The following is a 25,619-nucleotide window of genomic DNA, read 5'->3' on the forward strand; positions in this document are numbered from 1 at the left end:
ATGATTTGGGGAGGGGATCGGGGGATTCAATGAGCGTCTTGTTGTCGGATGTGGTGTCTGGTTCTGCGGTGGGGTTACGCGGACGGTTGTGGCAGTTGTCTGCTGCCGAGTTGCGCGCTGCTGCGGTGTCGGCGAGTGCGGAGATTCTTCGTCTCGAAGCTGTGCGTGTGGCGGTGGTGGACGAGTTGTCGTTGCGCCCGGATGATCAGGTGATTGCGAGCCGCGGGGAGGGTGCGTGGTTGGCGGCTAACACGATGTTGCAGGTTCGGGACGGGAAGAAGATCGCCGCGTTGGGTGCGGCTTTGCGGCCGTTTCCGGGTGTGGCGGCTCGGTTCGATGGCGGGGACTGTTCGTTCGAGCATGCCGTGTTGATCGTGGCGTTCTGTGAATCACCACCTAAAGGCATGCCGGAGGAGGCGCTACCGAAGTGCATCGATTTGTTGTTGGCTGCGGCATCGGGGGTGGAGGCGACGACGACGAAAGTGCGGAACGTGATCGCGACCTTGGAGCGGTTGTTCGAATCGGATGAGATCCCGCCCGCAGAGGATGTCGATCTCAATGAGTTGCGGATCGCCTCGACATTGAACGGTCGAGTGGTGGTGCGTGGTGATTTCGATGCCCTGACCGGTGAAATGCTGTTGTCGGTCCTGTCGAATCTGACGATGCCGACCCCGGCACCGGATGGGACGCCGGATGCTCGGTCGGCGGCGAAACGCACGGCGGACGGGTTCACCGAACTGATCCGCCGCTATCTGGACTGCGCCAATACCGGTACCGATGGTGGTCAGCGTCCGCACGTGAACGTGCACATCAACGCTCGGGATCTGGCGGAGCATCGGGACTGCGCCGCAGCACCCTCCACTGCTGATGACGGAATGGCTGTGTCGGATCTTGATGTCGGGCACATGCCCTGGCTCGGACCGCTGTCGGTGTCGCAGACCAGGCTTCTCGGGTGTGATTGTTTCCTGTCGACCGTTCTGCTCGACGGTCACGGGGCACCGCTCGATGCGAAACCCGGGAAACGGTTGGTGACCGCTGAACAGCGAGTGGCGTTGATCGCCCGGGACAAGGGCTGCGCGTTCCCGGGTTGCACATGTGTGCCCGCGTGGACTGATGCGCACCATATTCGGCACTGGGCGAACGGTGGGCCGACGGTGATGAACAACCTGGTCCTGCTGTGCCGTTCACATCACCGGTTGATGCACCGGAAATCCGGGTTCGTCGGGAAGTGGGTGATCCGGATCGGTGTCGACAACAAACCGTGGTTCATCCCGCCGCCCTCGATCGACCCCGGCCAGCACCCGCGACCGGCGAACACCACATTCAAAACCTGACTGAGTGGTGACACCCGTTCAGGCGCACAACTTCACGCCGATAGGCTTCAACTCGGAGATACACCCGGGTTGGGGCCTGGAGGCCGTGTTGTTGTGAACGGCTGCAGATATGGGGGAGGTCATATGGTTGTCGACGTTGTGCAAGCGGTCGAGACCGATGGGCCGGAGATTCTGGCGCTGCGGCACGCGGCAGAAGACTGGTTGGCAGAACGCGGAATCATCCAGTGGCGCCCGCGTGAAGTGTCTGTCGAGCAGGTCGAGCAGCAGATTTCGAGAGGGGAGTTCTTTGTTGCGCGAGACCGGGAGCAGTCGAGGATTGTCGGCGCCCTGCGGTTGATCTGGTCGGACCCTGTGGTCTGGCCCGATTCGAACGAGCGTGCTGGTTACGTGCACGGATTGGTCATCGATCGAGAATTCTCGGGCACCTCGTTGGGCGAACGCTTACTCGTCTGGGCCCATCGACGGTCCGCGCAGGAGAACGCGCAGTACCTGCGGCTCGATTGTGTAGAAACCAACGTGCGGTTGCGCCGCTATTACCGAGACGCGGGTTTCGCCGAGGTAGGGCGTCGTGACTTCGGAGACGATGCCGACAACGGTTGGTTCAGCGTCGTGCTATTCGAGCGCTCCCTGACCTGAGCCATTCACAGCAACTTTCCAGCCGGCTCCCAGTGCCGCCAGGGTTGGAGACGCGATCGTTGGCAGGACAGTAACTCGTGAAGGGACTTCCTGATGACCGCCGTTCTGCATCCGGCCCCGCGTCAGCGGCCGGCACCAACTGCCCATCGCGCGGAGCCCTCGCCGTCGTGGTTCCGCACGCGCAGTACAGGATTGGCGCTGACGATCCTGTTGGCAGCAACGGCAGTCCTGTATTTGTGGAATCTGACCGCGAGTGGCTACGCCAACACCTTCTACGCTGCAGCGGCGCAGGCCGGCTCCCAGAATTGGAAAGCGTGGTTCTTCGGGTCCCTCGATACCTCGAATTTCATCACGGTCGACAAACCGCCCGCTTCATTGTGGGTCATGGGTGTGTCCGGGCGAATCTTCGGATTTTCGAGTGCCAGCCTTCTAGTTCCGCAGGCATTGATGGGCATCGGATCAGTTGCGCTCGTATACGCGGCCGTCAAACGAGTGGCGTCGCCCGCTGCGGGTTTGGTGGCGGGAGCTGTTTTGGCAGCTACGCCCGCTGCCGCCCTGATGTTCAAGTTCGACAATCCTGATGCACTGTTGGTTCTGCTCATGACTCTCGCCGGCTACTTCGTTATTCGCGCCATGTGCACGGCGATAGGTCGTCGAGCCGCTATGTGGGTGGCGCTCGCAGGAGTAGCGCTGGGGTTTGCCTTTCTCACCAAGATGCTGCAAGGGCTGATGGTGTTGCCTGCATTTGGTGCCGCGTATTTGATCGCCGGACAGGTGCGCTTGCGGACTCGCCTGGCCCACCTGGTCATCGGTGCTGCGTCCGTTGTCATATCGGCTGGGTGGTGGGTGTTGGCAGTGTGGCTGTGGCCCGCTGATTCTCGCCCGTACATCGGCGGATCGACCAACAACAGCGTCATGGACTTGGTAATGGGATACAACGGATTGGGTCGACTTTTCGGGAGCACCGGTGTCGGTGGCGGAATGGCCGGTGGCAGTGCGGGTTCGAGCTTCGGGGGGAGTACCGGACTGGAGCGGCTGTTCGGCAGCGAGATGGGTATCCAGATTTCCTGGCTGATACCTGCGGCACTGATCGCAGTGGTGTTCGGACTGCTCGCTCGGGGACGCGCACCGCGCACAGATCTTGTCCGTGCGTCGTTGATCCTTTGGGGTGGTTGGTTTCTCGTTACCGGCCTGATCTTCAGCTATATGTCCGGCACGATCCACCCCTATTACACAGTTGCGCTGGCGCCCGCCGTCGCGGGGATGATCGGGACCGGTGGATACGCTCTGTGGTTGGTCCGTGCCCGTTGGATCGGACGTTGCGGGTTGGCTGCGACGATGCTGGCCGCAGGAATCTGGAGCTGGGTGTTGTTGCACCGCAATGCCGACTGGCTGCCGATGCTGAAGTGGATTCTGTTGGCGGGCACTGTCGTCGGCGCGATTTTGGTTTTAGTGGGAGCCAAGGATCGATTCCGCAAGCTCGCTGTCGCTGGATTGATTCTTGGATCGTTGGCAGGGATAACCGGTTCTGCGTCTTACGCGATTGCCACTGCCGCAACAGCGCACGGCGGATCCATCCCGACGGCCGGACCAACCGGCGCCGTGTCCGACTCCGGAATGGGCGGGGGAGGAGGTATGGGTGGGGGCCCAGAGCTGCAAAACGGTGACGCTCCGCCGAATTCTTCTGACGCGACTGTAAATCCGGCGTCGAACGGGCAAGAACTGAGTAGCGGCAGTGAAAGTACTTCCGAGTTGACGGGAATGCTGGTCAATGCGGGCACCACGTGGTCGGCCGCGACCAACGGCTCGCAAAGCGCAGCAACCTACGAGTTGGCCAGCAATACCGCGGTGATGGCGATCGGCGGTTGGAGTTCCGATCCCGCACCGACATTGGATCAATTCATCCAGTACGTGGCAGACGGAAAAATTCACTACTACATTGCGGGTAGCCAGGGCGGAAGCCAGAGAGAGGGCCAAAGCGGGGACAGCACGTCGAGTGCCATCCAGGAATGGGTCGAAGCCAATTTCGCATCGACGACCGTGGGAAATTCCACGGTTTACGACCTCACTGGGTATGTCGGATAGTGACGTAGTTGTTGCCGTAGGCAATGATCGAGAAATGTCTGGGCGCACCGCACACGAGTCGAACCGTCGCCGCGAGCAATGGACCTGGCGTGACGGGCTGGTGATCGTCTCGATCGTCGCCTTGGGAACTGTTGTCGCGGCGGTGACGAACGAGGACACGGGCACGTCGATTCCCGGCTGCGATTCGGTGGCATCGCCGGGTCCGCCGGTGCGTATCAACTACGGTTTTGCCGGTGAGCCCGGTTATGACGACCCGGACTATCCATGGTTCTCGGGACCGAAGGCCACCGCCATGAGCGACGCACTACTCGAATCGCTGCCTTCCGATGTCGACGTTGTATTTGCGAGTCCATCGAAATCGCTCGAGTTTGCGCCGATCCAGAATTACCGGGGTGCCTCGTTTCCTGACGGGGTCGACCCGATCGAGTTCAGCGGTTCTACGTCGGCGAAGGGAACCTTGACTCGCGTCGGGCGGACTGCGGATATCTCGGTTCAGGTGCGTGCATGGGATCAGCCGGTGCCGCCGTGCTTGGAGGGTCTGGTGGATCGGCGGGAGCATCTCGAAAACGGAACAGTGCTCGACATCGCCGATTTCGAGGACAGAGCCGATTTCGAAGACAAAGACGGTTCGGAAGTCGGGGGCGAGCGCGGAGTCGTCGCGTATCTCGGTGATGGATCCCGGGTTGTTGCCAGCGTCGACACGTCGACCGGAACTTCGTCGGATGCTTCCCCGCTCTTGACGATGGACGAACTGATCGCGTTAGCGACCGCGCCGGGGCTTGCGGTGACTGCGCCGGTTCCAGACTCGACGCCGCCGCCGATGGCATCCTGCTACACCGATTCTGTGAATGCCGGTCCACCTGCGTCGCGCATGGATATCGACCGACTGAATCAGTTGCTCGATGCACGTTGGAAGGATCTCGGCGCGGCAGGCGTCACTTTGGAGCGCCCGCTCGGTTCGTTGGTTCCAGATGATTACGGACAGGGAGGAGTGTGCGAGCGGATCGTCGCCTCGACAGCGGACGGCAGCAGCGATGTCGAAATATCAGTTGGTACCGCTGTGCCGGAACCGGGTGACACACTGACGTTGCCAGGCTCCACCACCGTGACTCGCCTGGTCGATCCCGATGGCTCGGGCGATGACACGGTCCGGGTTGTTCACCCCTCCGGCGAAACAGTAGTGGTGACCCAGTTCGTGACATCGGCTGGCTCCACATCGGCGTCGCCTTTGACAATCGAACAGCTCGAGTTCATCGCAACCACTCCAGGGCTGGTGATTTCGGCTCGGTGACGGTGGTGCTGGCACAATAGTGGCGAATTGTTCGTACCCAGAGACGTCGGAGGCTCAACGAATGGGCGATGCCAGCCCTGCTCGCGGTGACGATTTCTCCACCTGGTTCATCGACCAGTTCTCCGTGTACTGGCAGTCCGGCGGTGGGGCCCGCATCGAAGGACGTATTGCGGGCTATCTGTTGATCAGCGAGTCGCCAGGGGTCAGCGCCGAAGAGTTGGCGCAGGCACTCGGAGCAAGTCGCGGATCGGTGTCCACCTACATTCGTCGGTTGATCGACCGGGGGTTCGTCAAGCTCACGCGCAAGCCTCGGGATCGGACTCACTACTACGTCATGGATTCCGACGTGTGGGGCGGATTCCTCGAAACAGAGCACGTGTATCTCGAGAATCAACGCAAGCTTGCGACCGAGGCCCTGCAGTACGCAAATCCCAACGGTCCCGCGTACATTCGTGTGCTCAACATGCGCGATTACATGGGGTGGATCATCGACAATCGCATGCTGAGCAGTGAGTGGATGCGATTCAAAGCTGAACGCGACGGCAAGAAACCCGCGTCCGAATAGGACGCGGGTTTCTCGATCGCACGATGCTGATCTACATCACTTGTTCAGCTTCGCGATTGCCTCGTCGATCATCGGCACGTAGCGCTCGAGCGACCAGGGCACGGTCAGAGGGTTGATCATCGAGGAACCGGTGACGAAGGGCTGTTCGGTCGGAGCGATGACAGTTCCCCGAGCCACAGCGGGGATTGCCTGGTAAGCGGGCTGCGCTTCGATCTCGGCCCGGTTGGCCGGGTCCGAGTAGAAGGTGAAGAGCAGGTCGGACTTGTCGAGGAGGTTTGCGTTCTCGAGGCCGATGACGGCGGAGTCTGTTCCTTCAGATTCCGTCAAGGTGTAGACGACGGGATCCACCTGCAGGCCAAGTGCGCGGACCATGGCCACACGCTGCTCTTCGGCGAAAAAGACGCCGAGGGTTCCTGGGCCCGTGTTGTAGATGAAGGAGAAGCTGACGTCGGCGTAGTTCGGATGTGCTGCAGTCGATTCCGCGAACTGCGACTTGATCTTGTCGATTTCGGCTGTCGCCTTCTCGGATTCGCCCATGGCTTTGCCGATGACGTTGATCTGGTCTTCCCACGTGATGGTCCAGGGGCTCTCGGCGTAGGCGACGGTCGGCGCGAACGCGTTGAGTGAGTCGAACTGCTGCTGTGTGATGCCGGACCAGGGGGCGAGGATCAGGTCGGGTTCGAGAGCGATGATCGCCTCGATGTTGAGATCGGTTCCGCCGGTGAACTGCTCTGGCAGTTCGCCGCCTTGCTTCGTGACCGCTTCGTGGACCCACGGCAGATACCCGGTGTCGTCGCTGCCCCATGCGTACTTTTCGACGCCGACGGGGATCGTGCCGAGCGCGATTACGGTCTCTGCCGACCCCATGCCGAGAGTCACGATTCGCTCGGGTTTTTCGGTGATGACGGCGTTTCCGAGCGCACTTTCGATGGTGACGGTTTCGAAGTCGCTGCTGCTCGATTCGGTTGCGGTGTCGTTGTTACTGCATCCGCCGATTACCAGGGCGGCAATGACCAATCCACTCAGCGCCACAGTTCGGCGAAGTGAGCGCACACGGGCGTATCGCATGGGGAACCTTCCGTTGTCGATGCGCCGAGGAGTGAGACTCCGACGGATCGCAGCCGACGGCCGGTTCCAGGCGCGTCAGGAAGCATAGGCTAGCCTTTGGCAAAGTTTCAAATCTGCTGAAAGTTCACGAGCCCGACAAACGGCGACATGCCAGGGGCCTCGTCGACGTTTGCCGGTCAAGCTCAGCAGCTAGGAACGTCGACGGTAATCTTCGGGTCGTCGACAAGCGGCTGGACCGGTACGCGAGCTTCGCCCTCGGCTGTGGGCTCGGTCAGATCGAACTTCAGCTCAACCGTCTGGCCTTGCGGAATGACGGCCCTGGTCATGTAGGCCGGGTGACCCTGTTCAGTTCCGTTGACGGCAAACGAAATCTGTCCACCCACGGAGACGGCATCGAGTTTGGCGCCGGCTGTCGCAAGCAGAGTGACTGCAGCCACATTGGTGCCATTGGGCAGTCGTCCGGGGTTGTCGACGATCCCGCTGACATATTCGGTCAGGTCGGCGTCGGGCGCGTTGTTGGTCAGTCGAACGGTGACCGTTGTCTTTCGGGTGTCGCCGGTGCACGTCTGGGCTGTGTAGTCGATTTCTCGTGTGAGGTAGTAGTCGAGCTTGTTGCCGGCTTGGTTGTTGATCACCACACCGGCATACGGAGCCGCATCATCGGGAATGGTGTGCCCGAGGACGGTGTCGGCAAGAACCGATTGTTCGTCGGGGTGAGAGCTCCACACGGCGATTCTGCCCTCGCTGACGCCCTTGCCCAGAGCTTCCAGCAGTGCGCTCGGCGACTTGATGTTCCCGGTCATCTTCTCCACGACACGAGCTGCGATTGTCTGCAGATACTGCTTTCGTGCCTTGTTGTCGGAAGGGAAGCGAGCGTACGCAGTCGACTCGGTCAGTTCCACGACGTTGTCGGCGGTGACCGACTCTCCGTCGGGCATCTTGATCGGTCCTACCGCTTCGAGGATGTAACTCAGGGCGATCGGATCGGTCGCTATCGCACCGTCGACCATCTCACCCCCGGACTCCTGTGACCACAGGGACTGCCAGATCTGCGCTGCGTAGGGAAAGTGCGAGCTGAGGTTGCTGTTGCGAGAATCGGTGGTCGGTCGACTGTTTCCGTACAGCTGGTTGAAGTCAGGACCAAGGTCTATCGGTTGATTGTCCAGTGTTAGTTCGGAGTTGGGGGAGAGTGTGTCCACCCGAGCGGCGCCGTTGTCGACTCGGACGATGCCGTATCCACCCAACAGGCCGCCGGTTCCTCGCGCTTCCGCATTGGTCTGGAAACCGATGAAGTAGTTGCGCGGTCCGTCGGTGCCGAGCATCGCCGGTGCGATGCGCGCCGCGGTGGCGGTGTTCGTCAGGAGGGTAGCTAGTTCGCTTGTCTGCGACTGTAATTCTGCTCTGGCATCGTTAACTCGGCCCAGGTACTTCGATTCGGGAACTTCCTGTGCCTGCGACGACAGCAATTCCGCGGCGATAGCTGTTTCGGCCAGTTTCGGTTCCGCTTCGCGTAACGGTGCGAGTGCCAAGCGCCCACCGGGCTGCACCAATTCCGTTGGTGCGAGTGAAGTTCCGGTAGTCACGGCAGGGCCGAGAACGTCACGCGTAAGCCCCTGAACGACCTCGGTCATCTGGCGCGTCGACTCGAACGGCGACCCGATGACGGGAATTGCGGCGGTGATGTTCCAGGGGAGTGAATGGGTGTTGTCGTATGCGGCCGATGCTTCGCGATCGGCTTCCGCCGCGGCAGACTCTGCGACTCCCGTATCTCCGGCCAGGAGAGCGCTCTTCGCCGACTGTGCGTGGTCGCGAGCCGCCTCCAGGTTGTCTTTCGCTTCGTATGCCGTGTACCCGAGCCATGCCACGAAACCGCCCACTACCAGCGTCGTTGCGGTGATCGCGACTGCCGTTCTACGGCTTCGGAGAAAAGCGGCCGCCCCCTTGGTTTCGCGCTCCGGGCCCCTCGGTGGGATGGTGTTGGAGCCGCTCGGTTCAGCCCCGGAATCGTCGTCGGACTTTGGTCCCACCGTGTCGTTGTTCATCCGCTGAAGCTCCTGACGTTTGAGTGCGTGAAAGCTGCGTCGACATGTCTAGCAGTGTTGGCCCAGTGGTGAAAACTTAGACGAGACAGTAGGGTTCGGTTCGGCCGTTCGTGGTGTTCGCTCCCATGGATTCACGTGATCAGCCACCGAACGTTCGTGAAAAACAAGGCTGGTGAAATGTGAGGTGACGGGTTGAGTGCTTTTCCGTTGTCTCGGGCTCAGCTCGCGCTGTGGTTCGCGCAGCAATTGAGTCCGTCAACTCCGTTCGTGGTGGCTCAGTACGTGGAACTACGCGGACCGGTTGACGTCGACGCGCTGATCGAGGCAACGAATACGGCATGTCATGAATTGGAGTCGCCGTTCGTTCGCCTCGTCGCTACCGATGCCGAGCCGGCACAGGTCGTCGATCATTCGATCGTCGACGATCTCGCATACCTCGACTTACGCAGCGACCGCGACCCGGTTCAGCGCGCGAACGAGTGGATGACAGCGGAATACTCACGGCCACTTGACGTGATGTCTGACCGCCTGATCTCGGCAACCTTGCTTCACCTGGCAGATGAGCACTACTACTGGTACTCGCACGCCCATCACCTCGTGCTCGACGGACATGCGGCGATGACACTCACCGCTCGGGTGGCCGAGCGCTATTCGCATCTGGTTCATGGCAAGACGCTGACTCCTTTCGGTGGTCTCGGGGTACGTGCACTGCATGACCTCGACGTCGATTACCGATCCTCGTCGCGGTATCGATCGGACGAGCAGTACTGGACGGAGATGTCCGAAGGCCTGCCCCGCCCGGTTCGCCTCGCCGACGGCGCCGGCCTGACGTCCATGCCGCAGCGCATGATGGTGCGGACACTGAATCCAACTCTTGCAAAACAGCTTTCGGATGTCGCGACCGAGTGGACTACCTCCGAGGTGGCGGTCCTCGTCGGTGCATTCGCGTCCTATCTCGGTCGCATGACTGATTCCGATGACGTAGTCCTCAGCTTGCCGGTGTCCGGCCGCACCACGGCGACGTCGAAACGTTCAGGTGGGATGCTGTCCAACATCGTGCCTGTTCGTGCGCAACTCGAACGGGATCTGTCGCCACGAGAACTGGTGCGTCAGATCTCGGTTCAAATGACCGGTGCGCTACGCCACCAGCGATTCCGCTACGAGGACATGGGCTTCCAGGAGGGTCAGGGCGGATCCCGTGAGGCGGCGGGCCCGGCCGTGAACGTCATGATGTTTCACGAAGCGATTCGGCTCGGTGACGTCGTCGGCGAATTTCACGTCCTCACATCCGGACCCACCGAAGACCTGTTCTTCAGCATTTATCCGTCGATCGCGGGGGAGAACGTTCGCCTTTCCTTCGAAGCCAATCCGCACCTCTACAGCGAACGTGACTTGGCGATGCATCATCGTCAGTTCGTTCGGCTACTCGAGGGGTTCCTCGACTCGGCTACCCGTGCGCTCGGTGACCTCCCCATCCTCTCGACGGATGAAGTGAAGGATCTGGTCCCTGCGCTAGGTCCGCGGACGGACGGATTCGCGACGCTCGATTCGGTCATCAGAGGCGGCGCAGGGCAGGGGAGTGCCGTCGCGATCCGCGAGCAAGGTGTGGACGTCACTTACGACCAGCTCGGCGCTCGCGCGGATGCACTCTGCGCCTTGCTCGTGGAGAACGGAGTCGGACGAGGCGACGTCGTCGGGATCCTCACCGGGCGCTCGACCGATTCCGTAGTTGCATTTCATGCAGTAGTGCGGGCTGGTGCTGCCCTTCTCTTCGTGGATCCTCAAACACCCTCCGAGCGTGTCGCTTTCATTCTCGACGACGCCGACGTGTCCGTTGTGGTCGGTGGCGAACTCGTGAACGTGCCGGCTTGGGTCTGCGTCGTCAACCCCAGGGAAGACGAGACCGTCGAAGGTCCGGTGGATCGACGCGTGGGGGCGGGTTCATCTATCGCCGACCTGTCTCTGGACGACACCGCCTACGTGGTCTACACCTCTGGTTCTACCGGGCGACCGAAGGGTGTCGCGGTCACGCACCGAGGCATTGTGCCGTTGCTGCGTTCTCACGCACGGCGTCTGAACATCGATAGTTCCTCCCGCGTCGCGCTCCTTGCAAACACATCGTTCGACGTGGCGATCCTCGAGATTCTGCTTGCACACGGCTGCGGCGCGACCGCAGTGATCGTTCCTCCCGGATTGATCGGCGGAGTGGACCTCGAAGACTATTTGCGGCTCGAAGGTGTCACGCACCTGAACTCGACGCCATCGGTTCCGTTGACGATGGATCCTCGGGCTTTGCCGGAACTTCGAGTCCTGAACGTCGGCGGCGAGCGACCGCCGGGAGCGCTAGTGGATGCGTGGTCGAGTCACGTCGACATCGTGAATTCGTACGGCCCCAGTGAAGCGACCGTCGCGGCATTCATGAGCGAGCCACTCGAGCCTGGCGGTGATACTCCGATCGGGCGTCCGATCGACGGCGTTGCCGCTGTGGTGTTGGATTCGTGGTTGCGTCCGACTCCGGTCGGCGCCGTGGGTGAGCTGTACGTGATGGGACCAGGACTGGCGCGCGGGTATCTTTCCGCGACGCTGACCTCGGAGCGTTTCGTAGCGGCGCCCTTTGGTGCCACTGGTGCCGGCGAGCGCATGTACCGCACCGGGGATGTCGTGCGATGGAACGATGCCGGTCAACTCGAGTTCTTGGGTCGCTCTGATCAACAAGTCAAGATCCGTGGAGTACGCGTCGAACTGGGCGAGATCGAGGCTGTGCTCCTGTCGACTCCCGGCGTTGCGCAAGCAGCGGTGGTCGAGCGATCCGGGTCGCTTGCGGCGTATGTGACCGTGGCCGAAGGTGCAGCTCATCCGTTGAGCCAGACGATGGTGCTCGATCATCTGGCTACCCGACTTCCTCGTTCCATGCTGCCGAGTTCGGTGACTATTTTGGCAGCATTGCCCGTCACGAGCCATGGAAAGACTGACCGTTCAGCGCTCCCTGAACCGGCGTCGTCCGCGCCGGCCGAGCAGCGCGCGGCGGTCAACCGTCCGATCGAGTACGACGAGGAATTGATTGCCTCGGTGATGGCCGAGGTCCTCGGCGTCGGAGTTCTCGGACCGCACTCCGACTTGTTCGCCTGGGGCGGTAGTTCACTCGACGCCGTGTATGTTGCCGCGCGAGTGAGTTCCGCTCTCGGAAGACGGGTTGGTGTCAGGGACGTGTTCGGTGCCCCGACGCCGGCGCGCCTGGCCCGGGTAATCCGTGCGGGGCGGGCGGAGTGGATGGTGGAACCCCAACGCATTTCGGACGACCTCGTCGTGGAAATCGCACCGGCGCAACAACGCCTGTGGTTACTCAACCGTCTGGATCCCCAGTCGTCGGCGTACAACATTGCGTTCGAGGTCGCGTTCAGTGGTGCTCTGGATATCGAGGCGATGAGGGCGGCGGTAGGTGACCTGACCGATCGCCATCTCGTCTTGCGTACTGTTTTCTCGTTCGACCAGAATCACGATGCGTGGCCGATCCAGGTTGCGACCGCGACTCCGGTGACTCTGATCGAGGTTGCGTCCGAGGATTACGAGGCTGCGTCAGCGGATTTGGTTGCGGCGGGTTTCGACCTGGCGACCGATGCGCCTCTTCGCTTGATCCTCGCCTCCGGCAGCGACGCCGACCACCGCATGACCGTGGTTGCCCATCACATCGCCCTGGACGGCCTTTCGTTCGCGACGATCGTCTCGGACCTCGTCGCGGCGTACGACGCTCGCGCCGACGGACGGTCGCCGATCTGGCCTTCGCCCGCTCTCGACTACCGCGACTATTCCGCTTGGCACAGAACCATTCTCGGTGATCCCGCGGATCCACAGAGCTTGGCAGGACGCCAGCTGGAATTCTGGTCCGACACACTCGCCGGTGTTGATCCGACTCTTGCGCTTCCCGTGGACAGATCCCGCCGGCCGGACCAACCGTCGTCGGCTCGGGACGTGACGTTCGAGTTGCCCTCACCCATCCATGCGGCGCTGAACGAGATCGCTCGCGCGCACGACTGCACAACCTTCATGGTGTTGCACGCCTGCCTTTCGATCGCACTGAGCAAGATCACCGGTGCGTCCGATGTGGTCATCGGGACCCCGACCTCCGGACGAACGCATCCTTCGTTCGACGGTGTCGTCGGTATGTTCGTCGGGACCGTCGCGCTGCGAACGCTCCTTCGCGGCGGAGACACGTTCGGTGAGTTCTTGACTCAGGTGCGCGAGGTTGATGTGGCGGCCCTGTCCAATGCCGACGTTCCGTTCGACTGGGTGGTCGACCGTGCGGTCGGTGGGGGCGTAGGTGAGAAGAATTCCTTCCTCAGAGTGGTTCTCGCTGTCGATCCGGTAGCGCCCGACTCCGCGATCGCGATGGGAACTTTGACGGCGCACGGCACTCCGCTACCTCCGGTCCACCCTCGCTTCGACCTCGAAGTGACTGTGCGCGAGGATCGTACGATTGACGGCGACGCGAGCGGTGTTCGCGGCACTTTCCGATATGCCGCCGATCTGTTCGATGCAGGCACCGTGCAGAGCTGGGTCGAGCGGCTTCGTCGAGTGTGTGGCTCGATTACCGAGAACTCGTCAATCATGCTGCGTGACATCGATGTTCTCAGTGTTGCGGAACGCGAAGAATTGTCGGCTCGGGTGCCGGCGCCGTCGATTGTCGCGCAGTCGCTGCCTGACCTCTTCGGGGCCGTCGCAGCCCGGCATCCGAATGCAATCGCGGTGTCGAGTGGCGATACTCGTTTCACCTATGAAGAGGTGCGAGTTCGTTCGGAGGGCCTTGCCGCTGTCTTGATCGATCGAGGAATTCGAGTCGGTGATCGCGTGGCGGTCGCCCTGCCTCGATCGGTCGACCTCGTCGTAGCCATCATCGCTGTCGTTCGCGCGGGCGCGACGTACGTACCGATCGACTTGCAGTATCCCGACGCTCGTATCCACTACGTACTTGCCGATGCAGGCCCGAAAGCGATTCTGTCGACGGACGAATCTGCTGGGCGGTTCGTTGGGTACGAGCAACTTGTCATCTTCGTGGACGAGACGACTGACGCTACGGCCGACTGGCCCGTTGCACAGTCGGAGTCCGCCGCCTACGTGATCTACACTTCCGGATCAACTGGAGCTCCCAAAGGCGTAGTGGTGTCTCAGGACAACGTGTTGGCGCTGCTCGCCTCGACCCGAGAGATCTTCGACTTCAACGCCGAAGACGTATGGACGATGTTTCATTCGTACGCATTCGACTTCTCGGTCTGGGAGATGTGGGGTTCGTTGACCACTGGCGGATCCCTCGTGATCGTGGACGGTGATGTCGCGCGCTCACCCGAAAGATTCGCGGATCTGATTGTGCGGGAACGAGTGACCGTTCTCAATCAGACCCCGGCCGCCTTCTATGCGTTGGCGGAAGTCACGCAGGAAATGCTGCTTCCGCTCCGGACGATTGTTTTCGGCGGTGATCGCCTCGACGCCGGGCGCGTGGAGGCTTGGTTCGATCGGCACCCGGACGTGCGGGGCGTCAACATGTTCGGAATCACCGAAACCACAGTCCATGTCACCAGTTTCGATCTTGTCCCCGGTGACGAGACTGTCTCGCCGATCGGGTCCCCACTACCAGGGTTGCGCAGCTACGTACTGGACGCGTCGTTGAAGCCCGTCCCTCCGGGATCTGTCGGCGAACTGTATGTTGCGGGTCCGCAGGTGGCCGAAGGCTACTTGGGTCGACCCGCGATGACGTCTTCGCGATTCGTGCCTGAACCCGGATTCGATGGATCACGGATGTACCGCAGCGGCGATCTGGTCCGTTGGCGAGCCGGCCGACTCGAATATGTTCGCCGCGCCGACGGTCAGATGGCACTGCGCGGTTACCGCATCGAACCGGGCGAGGTCGAATCCGCGCTGTTGGCTCACACGTCGGTGGAGCAGGCCGCGGTAGTGGTGAGAGAACTCGACGGCGGGCCGACTTTGGTCGGTTACATCACCCCGGGGAGCGGACACGACCTCGACGGCGTCTTGCGGACTGCTCGTTCGTTGCTGCCCGCGCACATGGTTCCGTCGGCTTTGATGGCGCTCGCGTCATTACCGGTCACGATCAACGGCAAAATCGACCGAGCATCGTTGCCGACCCCGGTGTCTCTCACGCAGCCGACTCGGCAGTCGCGAGACTTCTTCGAGCAGACAGTCGCAGCCATTCTGAGCGATTTGATGGAAGTTCCGCATGTCGATCCGGTCCGGAACCTCTTCGATCAAGGCGCCAATTCCTTGATCGCCACTCGTCTTTCGTCGCGTCTGAACTCCGCCCTGGGCTGTAACCTCGACGTCCGCGATGTGTTCGAGCACCCATCCGTCGATCAGCTCGCAGACATCGCTGCTGCGCGGATAGGTGTAGGGCGAACCGGCGCGGAGCACGCGTCTGACGTGTCCTTGGGGCCTCGTTCGGACAACACGGAAGTGCACCTGTCAGCTTCCCAGCATCGAATGTGGATTCTGAATCAGTTGGATACAGACTCCGCCGGATACAACATCCCGATCGTGCTGCGCTTGGCAGGCGAGCTGGACGTGGTTGCGGCCGAACTGGCAATTCGTGACGTGATCAATCGCCATCGCACTCTGCGGACCGTGTACCCGGTTGTCGGCGGCGGCCCGGTTCAGACGGTGCTCGACGCCGAGGATGCGCTTCCGGCCTTTCAGCTCGAGGCACTCGACGGCGGCGACGCCGAGAATTGTGTAGCAGAACTGGTGGGTTCGGGCTTCGATGTCACCGTTGATCCGCCCGTACGTGCGGCACTTCTCCAGGTTTCACCTGTCGAGCACATCCTGGCTGTCGTCGTCCATCACATTGCCGCCGACGCTCGATCACTCGAATTGTTGGTCCGCGACTTCACTGCGGCGTACATCGCCCGCTCGGCGCAGCACGCTCCGCAGTGGTCGCCGCTCGCGCTCGAATACTCCGATTACAGTGCATGGCAAAGGGAATCGGGGATTCCCGAGACGGTACGCAGCTACTGGATGCAGGCTCTCGAAGGACTTCCCGAGCAGGTGACGCTTCCCCTCGATCGTCCACGTTCGACGTTCGCCCGTGCGTCGAGCTGTCGGGTGGAGATCTCAGGTTCGGTACGAACGGGCCTTCAGACACTCGCACGATCGAACAACGCGACCATGTTCATGGTTGTACACGCCGCTCTCGCGGCGCTGTTGGCGAGGTACAACGGTAGCGATGACGTAGCTGTCGGCACTGTTGTGTCCGGACGCGTCACACCTGAACTCGACGAGCTGGTCGGCATGTTTGCCGGCACGATGGTTCTTCGAACCGAAGTCGATCCGTCGAACTCGTTCGGCCGGTTGGTCGAGCAGGTTCGTCAGCGTGACGTAGCGGCGTTCGCGCACGCAGAGATGCCCTTCGAATCGCTGGTCGATCTGATCGACCCACCGCGATCGCGTTCGCGACATCCGTTGTTCCAGGTGGCGCTCTCGTTCCGAACTGCTGAGACCGCCGCGTGGTCGATACCAGGGCTGGACATCACACAGATTGCTCCTGAAGTCAGGCACGCAAATTTCGATCTGCAGGTCAACGTCACGGACGAGGGGGTCGGGGGCGAACTCGGTCTCGAATTCGTCTACAACGCTGATCTATTCGATGATCTGACGGTATCGAGCTTTGCGGGCCGGTTCGAGCGCTTCCTGAATCAAGTGTCTGTCGACCCGAATGTCGCCGTAGGGCAAATCGACCTGTTGGACAGTGCGGAACGAGCTCTTCTCGTCCCCGCACACGGCGCGGTCGACCGGCCTGATCGATCTCGACTTTCCGGTACGACACTTGCCTCCATGCTGCGCTTCGGCGTCGAATCCGCCCCGGACGCTGTGGCGGTCGAGGGTGAGGGCAACACACTGACTTACCGGGAACTCGATGCCCAGTCGGATGTCGCAGCCGACGAGTTGCGCTCCCGGGGAGTTGGAGTCGACCAGGTCGCTGCTTGGACTGCAGATCGGTCGATTGCGTCGATCGTGCAACTGTGGGCAATCGCGAAGGTCGGTGCAGCTCCGGCATTGACGGACCCGGAACAGCCGCAGGCGCGAGTACGCGATGTCCTCGACACACTGGGCACCGGAGCGATCGGCGGCCGCAACGCTGGTGGTGAAGACGCTGGTGCTGAAGACGCTGGTGGTGAGAAAGTCACCGACTCGGTGCGCGAATATTCCGAGAACCTGGCGGCCTACGTAGTTTTCACGTCAGGAACGACCGGAACCCCCAAGGCTGTGGTCGTGACCAACGGCGGGCTCGGTGTGATCGCCGAAGACCGGCCCGGTCGATTCTCGGCTGGGCCAGGTTCTCGCGTATTCCATCGCGGAGCGCCAGGATTCGACATGACGTTGCTCGAGGTGCTCATCGCGAGTGCGTCCGGGGCCACGCTCGTTCTGGCGAAGAACGAAGAACTGTTCGGCTCGGGACTCGCATCAGCACTGAGGCGCGAGCGAATTACTCATCTGTGCGCCACACCTACTGTCGTCGCCTCGATCGGCGATCCTTCGCTGCCGGACCTTTCCACGGTGATGTTCGGGGGCGAGCGACTCGGCGGCGCGTTGGCGAAGCGCTGGCAAGCCGGACGCCGAGTCATCAACGGATACGGACCTGCCGAGTCGACGATGTATTCGCTTGCTACCGAACCACTGTCGATCGAACAACTGTCGGGTGACACTCACGACGGATCGATCGGGTATCCACTGGCCGGGGTCGACGCCGTCGTGCTCGATGATCGACTCGAACCGGTGCCGCCGGGAGTCGCCGGCGAACTGTATCTCTCAGGTCGAATGCTCGCTCGCGGTTACGCCGGCCAACCGGCCCGAACTGCGGAACGATTCGTGGCAACCGGTTCAGGCGCCCGGATGTACCGGACCGGCGACCTGGTGATGTGGAAGCCGGAAAGCCCCAAATCCGAGGGAAATACGTATCGCCTGCATTATCTCGGGCGAACCGACGTGCAGGTGAAGGTCAACGGTGTCCGGATCGAACCGGGTGAGATCGAGGCAGTCATTCAGTCTGTCGCGAACGTCGACTTCTGTGTCGTCGGGGTTCGGTCGGCCGAAGGTGGAAGTCCTCTGTTGGTCGCCTACGTGAGAAGTTCAGGTGCCGAAAGAGTTGACACTGGTCAACTTCGCGCTGCCGCCGCAGAAGTCCTTCCGACGTACATGGTTCCGCATGCCATCGTCGACATCGAGGGCGAGCTTCCGATGCGGAACGGCAAGGTCGACTTCGCCCGTCTCCCGTCTCCGACACTGGATGCTTCCCGTGCAGAGGGGCCGGCCACCGCCACCGAACGTGTTGTAGCCGGAGCTTTTGGTTCCGTCCTCGGTGGGAATGAGGACGACCGCGACGCAGACTTCTTCTCGCTCGGGGGCAACTCGCTGTCGGCCGCGGAGGTTACCTCGCTCTTGAGTAGTACTCTGGGGCTGGTTGTTCCGCTCAGGACCGTATTCGAGCATCCAACAGTTGCGGCGTTGGCAGCCCGGCTCGATTCGCTCGAGCAGAACGACTCGGTGACCGATCTTGTCCGACTGGAACCGCGCCGCGACCCCACGCCCGCACCCCTGTCACGAAACCAGCGTGCGATGTGGGTACTGAATCAGCGGAACACGGCGAGCGGCGCGTACAACCTGCCGATCTGCATCGAGATCGACGGTGAACTCGACGCGGCGGCGCTGCGTCAGGCAGCAACGGATCTTGTCGGTCGTCATGATGTCCTCAGAACCCGGTATCCGGGCACTCCACCGGTTCAGGTCGTGGATCCTCCGACCTCCGTGACAATGGAAACGCGGCTGGTCGCCGACATCGAGGTCGAGGTGCTGCTGCGAGAGTTCGGCTCGCGTGGTTTCGATGTAGCGGCAGACCTGCCGGTGCGCTGGATGCTGCTCCAGGTGTCACCGGTCAGGCACGCTCTGGCAGTGAGCTTTCATCACATCGCAGTCGACGGGGTGTCGATGCGAACGGTGGTCGGCGACCTGCTGACCGCGTACGGCAAGCGACGAGCTGGACTGGATTCGCAATGGTCTCCGTTGCCGATCCAGTACGGGGATTTTGCCGCGTGGGAGGCAGCACGTGACGTTTCCCCTGGCGTCGAGCAGTTCTGGCGCCGAACGCTGGACGGTGTGACATCTGTGTCTCCGCTGACGGTGGATCACTCCGATGGCGGGCCGGATACCATAGCGCAGCGAGTGAACTTCGTGATACCAGCCGTCATCACCTCGGCACTGCAGGCGCGAGCCGACCGATTGAAGGTCTCGCTGTTCGCGGTGGTTCATGCGGCGTTGTCGGTGGTGCTTGCCAAGCTGAGTGGAAATCCCGATGTCGTGATCGCGACAGCTGTCGACGGACGGCGGGCGCCTCAGCTCGACGGCGTGGTCGGCATGTTCGTGGATACGGTGCCTCTTCGCCTTCGGATCGACGGGGACGTGCCGATCGATCTTCTGTTGGGTGCAGCTTTCGATGCTGATGTGGCAGCGTTCGAAAACAGCTCTGTTCCTGCCGAGTTGGTTGGTGAGCTGCTCGGTGGACGAACTCCCCAGATTGCGCTGGGTCTGCAGAACTTCGCGATCCCTGCCGTGGAGGTTTCCGGCCTCACGATCGAGGCTCGCGAAATCGAGACCGCGACAACGAAGTTCCCCATGCATGTCTCGCTCGCACCCGCTGACGACGGTTCATTGACCGGAGCGCTCATCTATGCCGCGAGCGCATTCGATCCTTCGAGCGCCGACGCGGTTACCCGACAGCTGTCGAGAGTGCTCACCTCGATTGCCGAGGATGTACCAGTACTCGTTTCGGATCTCGTGGTGGGCGCGGCGCCCAGTTGGACTGCTGCCGAGGTCGATTCGTCCCGCACACTGACCGAGATCTTCGCCGCCACCGCGGCGCGATTCCCGAACAACATTGCTCTCGACGACGGACACCGCACGGTGACGTATGCCGAACTCGACTCTGCCTCGGATGCCCAAGCCTGGGAACTGGTGGCTCGGGGAGCAGGACCGGGTGCCGTGTACGAGATTCCGGCGGTGCGGACTATCGCGTACCTGGTCCGAATGTTGGCGATCTCGAAAACGGGAGCGGCATTCGTGCCGATCGACCCCGACCTGCCACCGGCACGTCTGAAGCAGCTGCGCACAGTCCTCTCCGATCGCAGCCCTGTTCCCGGTCGGCAGTATCCGGATTCAGTCGCGTACGTTGTTCACACGTCCGGGTCGACCGGTGAACCGAAAGGCGTTGCAGTCACCCACCGAGGACTGGGCCTGCTGACCGACGATGCTGTCCGCAAGTACGGCGTGACCTCGGACTCGGTTGTGCTGCACGGTTACAAACCGACGTTCGATGCAGCAATCCTCGAGATGATGTTGGCGATCGGCGCCGGGGCTACCTTGGCGGTCGCTCCTCGGGAGGCTTTCGGCGGAAGGGCACTCGAAGAATTCGTCGCAGAACGCGGCGTCACTCACATGTTGTCCACTCCAGCCGTACTCGACACGATGGCTCCAGAGCGGTTCGATTCGCTCGAGGTGGTGGCAGTCGGTGGCGATGTGCTCTCACCTTCCACCGCGCGTGCGTGGAGTCGCCGCGCGCGAATGCTCAATGCGTACGGACCGACGGAATGCACGGTGGTCACCACTGTCGCCGAGGTGGATCATCGGGTCACCATCGGAGTCCCGCTCGCCGGAATCGGTGCAGAGGTGCTCGATACGCGACTGCGTCCGGTGCCGTGGGCCGGGATCGGTGAGTTGTACGTCAGCGGGCCCGGGCTTGCGATGGGCTATGCCGGAGATCCTGCCGGCACCGCCACGTCGTTCATCGCAGCATCCGGCGGGCACCGCCGTTATCGGACCGGTGATCTGGTTCATCGCCGCACGGATGACAGGCTCGGATTCGTCGGACGCTCCGACCGTCAGATGAGCGTGCGAGGAATCCGCGTCGAGCCCGCCGAAATCGAATCAGCTCTGCGTCGGTGCACGGGCGTCGAGGCTGCGGCGGTTGTCCTCGTCGACGACATCGCCGTTGCGTGCGCGGTCGGCGATGGTGTGGAGGCGGATCAGCTGACAATCGAGTTGGCCGCGATGTTGCCTGCGTATCTGATGCCCGGCCGCGTGGTCGTATTGGAGTCGATCCCGCTCACGACGAACGGAAAACTGGACGCAGATGCGTTGCGGCGCCATGTGTTCGAGAGCCAGGCGCCCGATGCAGCAGTGACGGTTTCGGAGGAACTCGTCACCGCTGTCATGTCGGAACACGTGTCCGGAAGTTTCGGCGCTCTGCACAACCTGTTCGAATCAGGTGGTGATTCGTTGGCTGCGGCAGCGGTGGCAGGTCGACTCGCCTCGATCTTCGCGCGAGATGTGCCTGTTCGCGCCGTCTTCGACAATCCGTCGCCGCGAGCGATGTCTCAGTGGCTGTCGGCGAGCGCGTCCGATGGCAAACGCCGCGAACTGACTCGACGTGATCCCGGCAAGCCGGCCCCGCTGGCGCCCTCGCAACAACGACTCTGGCTGATCAATCAGCTTCAGCCGGAATCGACTGCGTACAACCTGACGTTTGCAGCGGTCCTGGCAGACGACATCGATCGTTCGGTCTTGAGCAGCGCGCTCGGCGACGTCGTCGATCACCATGCCGTATTGCGAACTGTCTGTGTTCCGGGTGAATTCGGTCCGCAACAACTTGAAATGGACTCTGTTGCATTCGATCTCACTGCGGTACACGTCGGCGATATCCGTGCGAGCGCTTCGGCATTCGCGACTGTGCCGTTCGATCTCGAACGAGATGTTCCGTTCCGTGTGCGTGTGTTCGCCGAAAAGGCAGGAGTCGACTCTGCAGGACTGACGGTCCTGGTCATCGTTGTTCACCACATCGCGATCGACGGAGCGTCGATGGGCCCGATCCTGACCGATTTCGTGGCAGCCTTCGAGGCCAGGTCGGCAGGTCTTCCCTGGGATCGCTCGTCGGGGGAGATCAGCTACGGCGACTACAGTTTCTGGGCGAGAGAGAGCTTGGGTGACCCCGAGGATTCTCTCAGCATGGCTCACCGGCAACTCGACTATTGGTCGGACGCACTTTGTGGCGTCGAGGATGTGTTGGCTCTACCCGTCGACAACCCCCGGAGTCCCGTGTCTTCACGATCCGAGGAGATGGTGACGGAAGTCCTCGACGGCGCCACCTACGACGCGTTGTCGGCGTTGGCTCGTTCGCATGGCGTCACGGTATTCATGGTCGTCCACAGCGTGATTGCCGTGCTGCTCGCTCGCGAGTGCGTCACGGACGACGTCGTGGTGGGAGCAGCTGTGAGTCTGCGGAACGATCCGGCGCTGCTGAGCGTCGCCGGAATGATGGTGGGTACTGTCGCATTGCGCACGAGGATCAACTCCACCGATCGCTTCGCTGCTGTTCTGGACGAGGTTCGCCGTGTCGATCTGGAAGCAATGGCGAACGCGGACGTCTCGTTCGACGACGTCGTTGCGAAGGTCGATCCGCCGCGCAGGATGAACGAGCATCCGCTGTTCACGGTCATGCTGGCGTACCGGCGAGCGCTGGAGTTGCCGCAGATCGACGGCATTACCGTCTTCGACATCGACAATTCAGGGGCGTCGACCGGTTACGACTTGACGTGGGACCTGGTCGACACCGGTGACAGTCTGACTATTCGATTGCTGTATGCGACGGACAAGTTCCGCGAGTCGACCGCGGAACTGTTCATGCAGCGGGTGAGACGTATCGCCGAATCAGTGACCGCGGAACCCGAGATTGTGATCGGGGAGATCGAACTGCTGTCCGGACTCGAACGCTCGGCGCTGACTGCTGCGAATCCTCGCCACGTCGAACCTCTGACGATTGCCGACATTTTCGAACGCGCTCTGCGTCAGGCGCCCGACGGCGTCGCGCTGGAAGAGAACGGCAGACGCTGGACTTACCGCGACCTGCACGAGGAGTCGTCGCACTGGACACGCGAGTTGGTGGTCCGAGGAATCGGACCCGACGACGTGGTGGCCGTTGCGCTCGGGCGCGGGCATCTGTGGATCGTTGCGTTGTGGGCAGTAGCGCGTGCAGGCGCAGCGTGGCTGTCGCTCGATCCGGCGCTGCCGACAGCGCGCCGGCAGACGATGGTCGAGGAATGCGGTTCGGTTGTCGGTTTGACAGCGGGAGGTGCATCCGAGAGTTTGCCCGAGTGCGTCGAGTGGGTGGCGATGGACGAATCCCGCACTGCTGGTGGCGCTGCCGAGGTATCGGCAAAGCCGGCTCACCCCGACAACCTCGCCTACGTCATCTACACGTCGGGTTCCACGGGAAGACCCAAGGGCGTGGAGGTTTCACACCGCGGAATCATGAACGTCTGCACCGCACACGCCGAGATCGCCGAGCTCGAGCGTGGCCCCCGAGTCCTGCAATTGGCGTCGTCGACCTTCGACGCGTCGGTGATCGAGATCCTTCTCGCGGCTGCAGGGTGTGGAACGCTGATTCTGACTCCCGACTTCGTCTACGGGGGAGAAGAACTCACGAATCTGCTGATAGCCGCCGACGTAACACATCTGATCGTGACGCCGACGGTCCTGGCGACAGTCGATCCGGATGCAGTGCAACCGTTGATCGTCGAATCGATGGGGGAGCTGCTCTCTGCGCGCCTTGCGTCGGCGTGGTCACCCCGACATCGCATCGTCAACGGATACGGACCGACCGAATCAACGATCGCGGCATCGATTTCCGCACGGATCACTGACGCGGACGTCACTGTCGGCACTCCAGTCCCTGGTACGACAGCATTTGTTCTCGATCAGAGGCTCCGACCGGTTCCGGATGGCGTTGCGGGAGAACTGTTCCTCGCCGGTGAGAATGTGGCACGGGGGTACGTCGCTTCCCCGGCTCTGACTTCCGAGCGCTTTGTTGCCAATCCTCATGCGGTGGGGACTCGGATGTATCGCACGGGTGACCTCGTGCGTCGTAGGCGTCACGACCGAGCGCTCGAGTACCTGGGTCGCAACGACGCGCAGGTGAAGGTGCGGGGTGTCCGCGTGGAACCGGCGGAGGTCGACGCGGCTCTGTCAAGCCATGGAGCAGTGGCCTTCTCGGTAACCGTTGTCTGTGACGACGGGCACGGATCCGCTGAGCTCCGTTCGTATGTGACGTTGGCGGAAAACGGTTCGGCGACGGAATCGGAGCTTCGCGGGTTCGTCTCCGGCCTGCTGCCGAAGCATCTGCTGCCTTCGTCGGTGACGATAGTGGGCGAGGTACCGTTGCTCGCTTCGGGGAAGATAGACGCAGCGGCACTTCCTGCTCCTTCACCGCAGCCAGGGTCGAGTGTGGATCGACCCATCTCGGATACCGAACGTCACGTGGCACAGGCATTCGAGGGCGTGACCGGCGCGAAATCGGTCGGCCGCTACGACGACTTCTTCGAGCTCGGCGGGACATCGATGGGTGCAGTTCGAGTGGCTACGCGCTTGCGTGAGAGCCTTAACAGGGAATTCCCGGTTCAATGGATTTTCACCGACCGAACTGTGGCGGAGCTTGCCTCTCGGATGGATCTCGTTCATGCCGATGTCTTCGAGGGTGATTCGCTTCGTTCGGATCCGCTGGACACGGTCGTCATGCTCGGCGGCGACCCCGATGACCAACGGCCGCCGTTGTTCTGTGTGCATCCGGTCAGCGGAATCGCCTGGTGCTACGCCGGACTCGTCGGTCAGCTGCGGGGTCGACGGGTGTACGGCATCCAGGCAACGGGAGCAGGTGAATTGCCAGGCACGGTGGCGGAGTTGGCGTCGGGGTACGTCGATGCCGTACGGACGGTGCAGCCATCGGGTGAATACCATCTACTCGGTTGGTCTGCCGGCGGAACGATCGCGCTCGAGATGGCGAGCCAACTCGAAGAGGCCGGCGATCTGGTCGGTTCGGTTGTCATGCTCGACGCGCTGTTACCGGAGATGATGCCATCGGTACAAGCGGCTCCGAAACCTTCCGAACTATTCGCGCAGATCGGGCTATCCGAGGTTGAAACTGACACTGCAGCAATGACTTTCACAGACGTTGCGACAGAGATCCGAAGGCAGACCGGTATGGATTTCCTTTCCGACACGGTACTCGAATCCGTAGTGGGTCGGGTGGAAAAACTGTCGCGAATCGTTCGGGACCACACGCCGAGGCACTATTTCGGGTCAGTGGAACTGTTTGTGGCGCAGCATGATCTGCCTGAACATCGTCACCTGGTCGAAAGGTGGTCCGAACTGGTGGGGCCGTTGCGGGCGTACCTGGTCGACTGCTCCCACTCGGAAATGTCGAGCACTGAGGTGTTGGCGGAGGTCGCCCAAGTTCTCGTCGGCTATCTCGAAGGTGTCGATTCGGATTCGAAGGATCGCAATCATACTGGGGTGCAGTAGATCTAACGGGCCGGGACTTTGGTCCGGAATTGTCACTCCCGTGGTCCCCTTGCTTCAGTTCCGCAAGTGGAATCGGTATCATTTCCCTTGTGGCAGTAAGCCATTCAGAAACTATCTCCGGAGGATCGTATGTTGGGTTCCCTTTTTTCCATCAGCTCTGAAATCGGTGTTCCGTCCGTCGACGCGCTCTTCGA

Annotated in this window: 8 protein-coding genes; 6 read left to right on the forward strand and 2 right to left on the reverse strand. The window is 61.8% G+C overall.

Annotated elements, in window-relative coordinates; all coding sequences use genetic code 11:
• Positions 1–29 precede the first annotated feature (29 nt).
• From YH3_RS24845 to YH3_RS24865, 5 genes are all read left to right on the forward strand, one after another.
• Positions 30–1,334, forward strand: coding sequence for an HNH endonuclease signature motif containing protein (locus YH3_RS24845; RefSeq protein WP_064444167.1), 1,305 nt, complete (start codon positions 30–32; stop codon positions 1,332–1,334).
• 123 nt (positions 1,335–1,457) lie between these two features.
• On the forward strand, positions 1,458–1,970 hold the full coding sequence (locus YH3_RS24850; protein WP_007732288.1) for a GNAT family N-acetyltransferase: 513 nt from the start codon (positions 1,458–1,460) through the stop codon (positions 1,968–1,970).
• A 93-nt stretch (positions 1,971–2,063) separates the two neighbouring features.
• On the forward strand, positions 2,064–4,055 hold the full coding sequence (locus YH3_RS24855) for a glycosyltransferase family 39 protein (RefSeq protein WP_082920639.1): 1,992 nt from the start codon (positions 2,064–2,066) through the stop codon (positions 4,053–4,055).
• A 34-nt stretch (positions 4,056–4,089) separates the two neighbouring features.
• Entirely contained in the window at positions 4,090–5,346 is a 1,257-nt protein-coding gene (locus tag YH3_RS24860) for a hypothetical protein (protein WP_064444168.1), read from the forward strand.
• 61 nt (positions 5,347–5,407) lie between these two features.
• Positions 5,408–5,911, forward strand: a complete 504-nt coding sequence (locus YH3_RS24865) for a GbsR/MarR family transcriptional regulator (RefSeq protein WP_003942377.1) — start codon at positions 5,408–5,410, stop codon at positions 5,909–5,911.
• 36 nt (positions 5,912–5,947) lie between these two features.
• Here YH3_RS24865 and YH3_RS24870 read toward each other — a convergent pair whose 3' ends face one another.
• Positions 5,948–6,979 (reverse strand): iron-siderophore ABC transporter substrate-binding protein, encoded by a 1,032-nt coding sequence (locus YH3_RS24870; RefSeq protein WP_007732282.1) that lies wholly within the window; start codon positions 6,977–6,979, stop codon positions 5,948–5,950.
• A gap of 182 nt (positions 6,980–7,161) precedes the next feature.
• Complete coding sequence (locus YH3_RS24875) at positions 7,162–9,021, reverse strand: DUF4012 domain-containing protein (protein WP_064444169.1); 1,860 nt, start codon at positions 9,019–9,021, stop codon at positions 7,162–7,164.
• 192 nt (positions 9,022–9,213) lie between these two features.
• On the opposite strand from YH3_RS24875, the gene YH3_RS24880 reads away from it, so the two are divergent.
• Entirely contained in the window at positions 9,214–25,425 is a 16,212-nt protein-coding gene (locus YH3_RS24880) for a non-ribosomal peptide synthetase (protein ID WP_064444170.1), read from the forward strand.
• Positions 25,426–25,619: the final 194 nt, after the last annotated feature.

It is taken from the genome of Rhodococcus sp. YH3-3, from assembly GCF_001653035.1.
Classification (GTDB): Bacteria; Actinomycetota; Actinomycetes; order Mycobacteriales; family Mycobacteriaceae; genus Rhodococcus_F; species Rhodococcus_F qingshengii.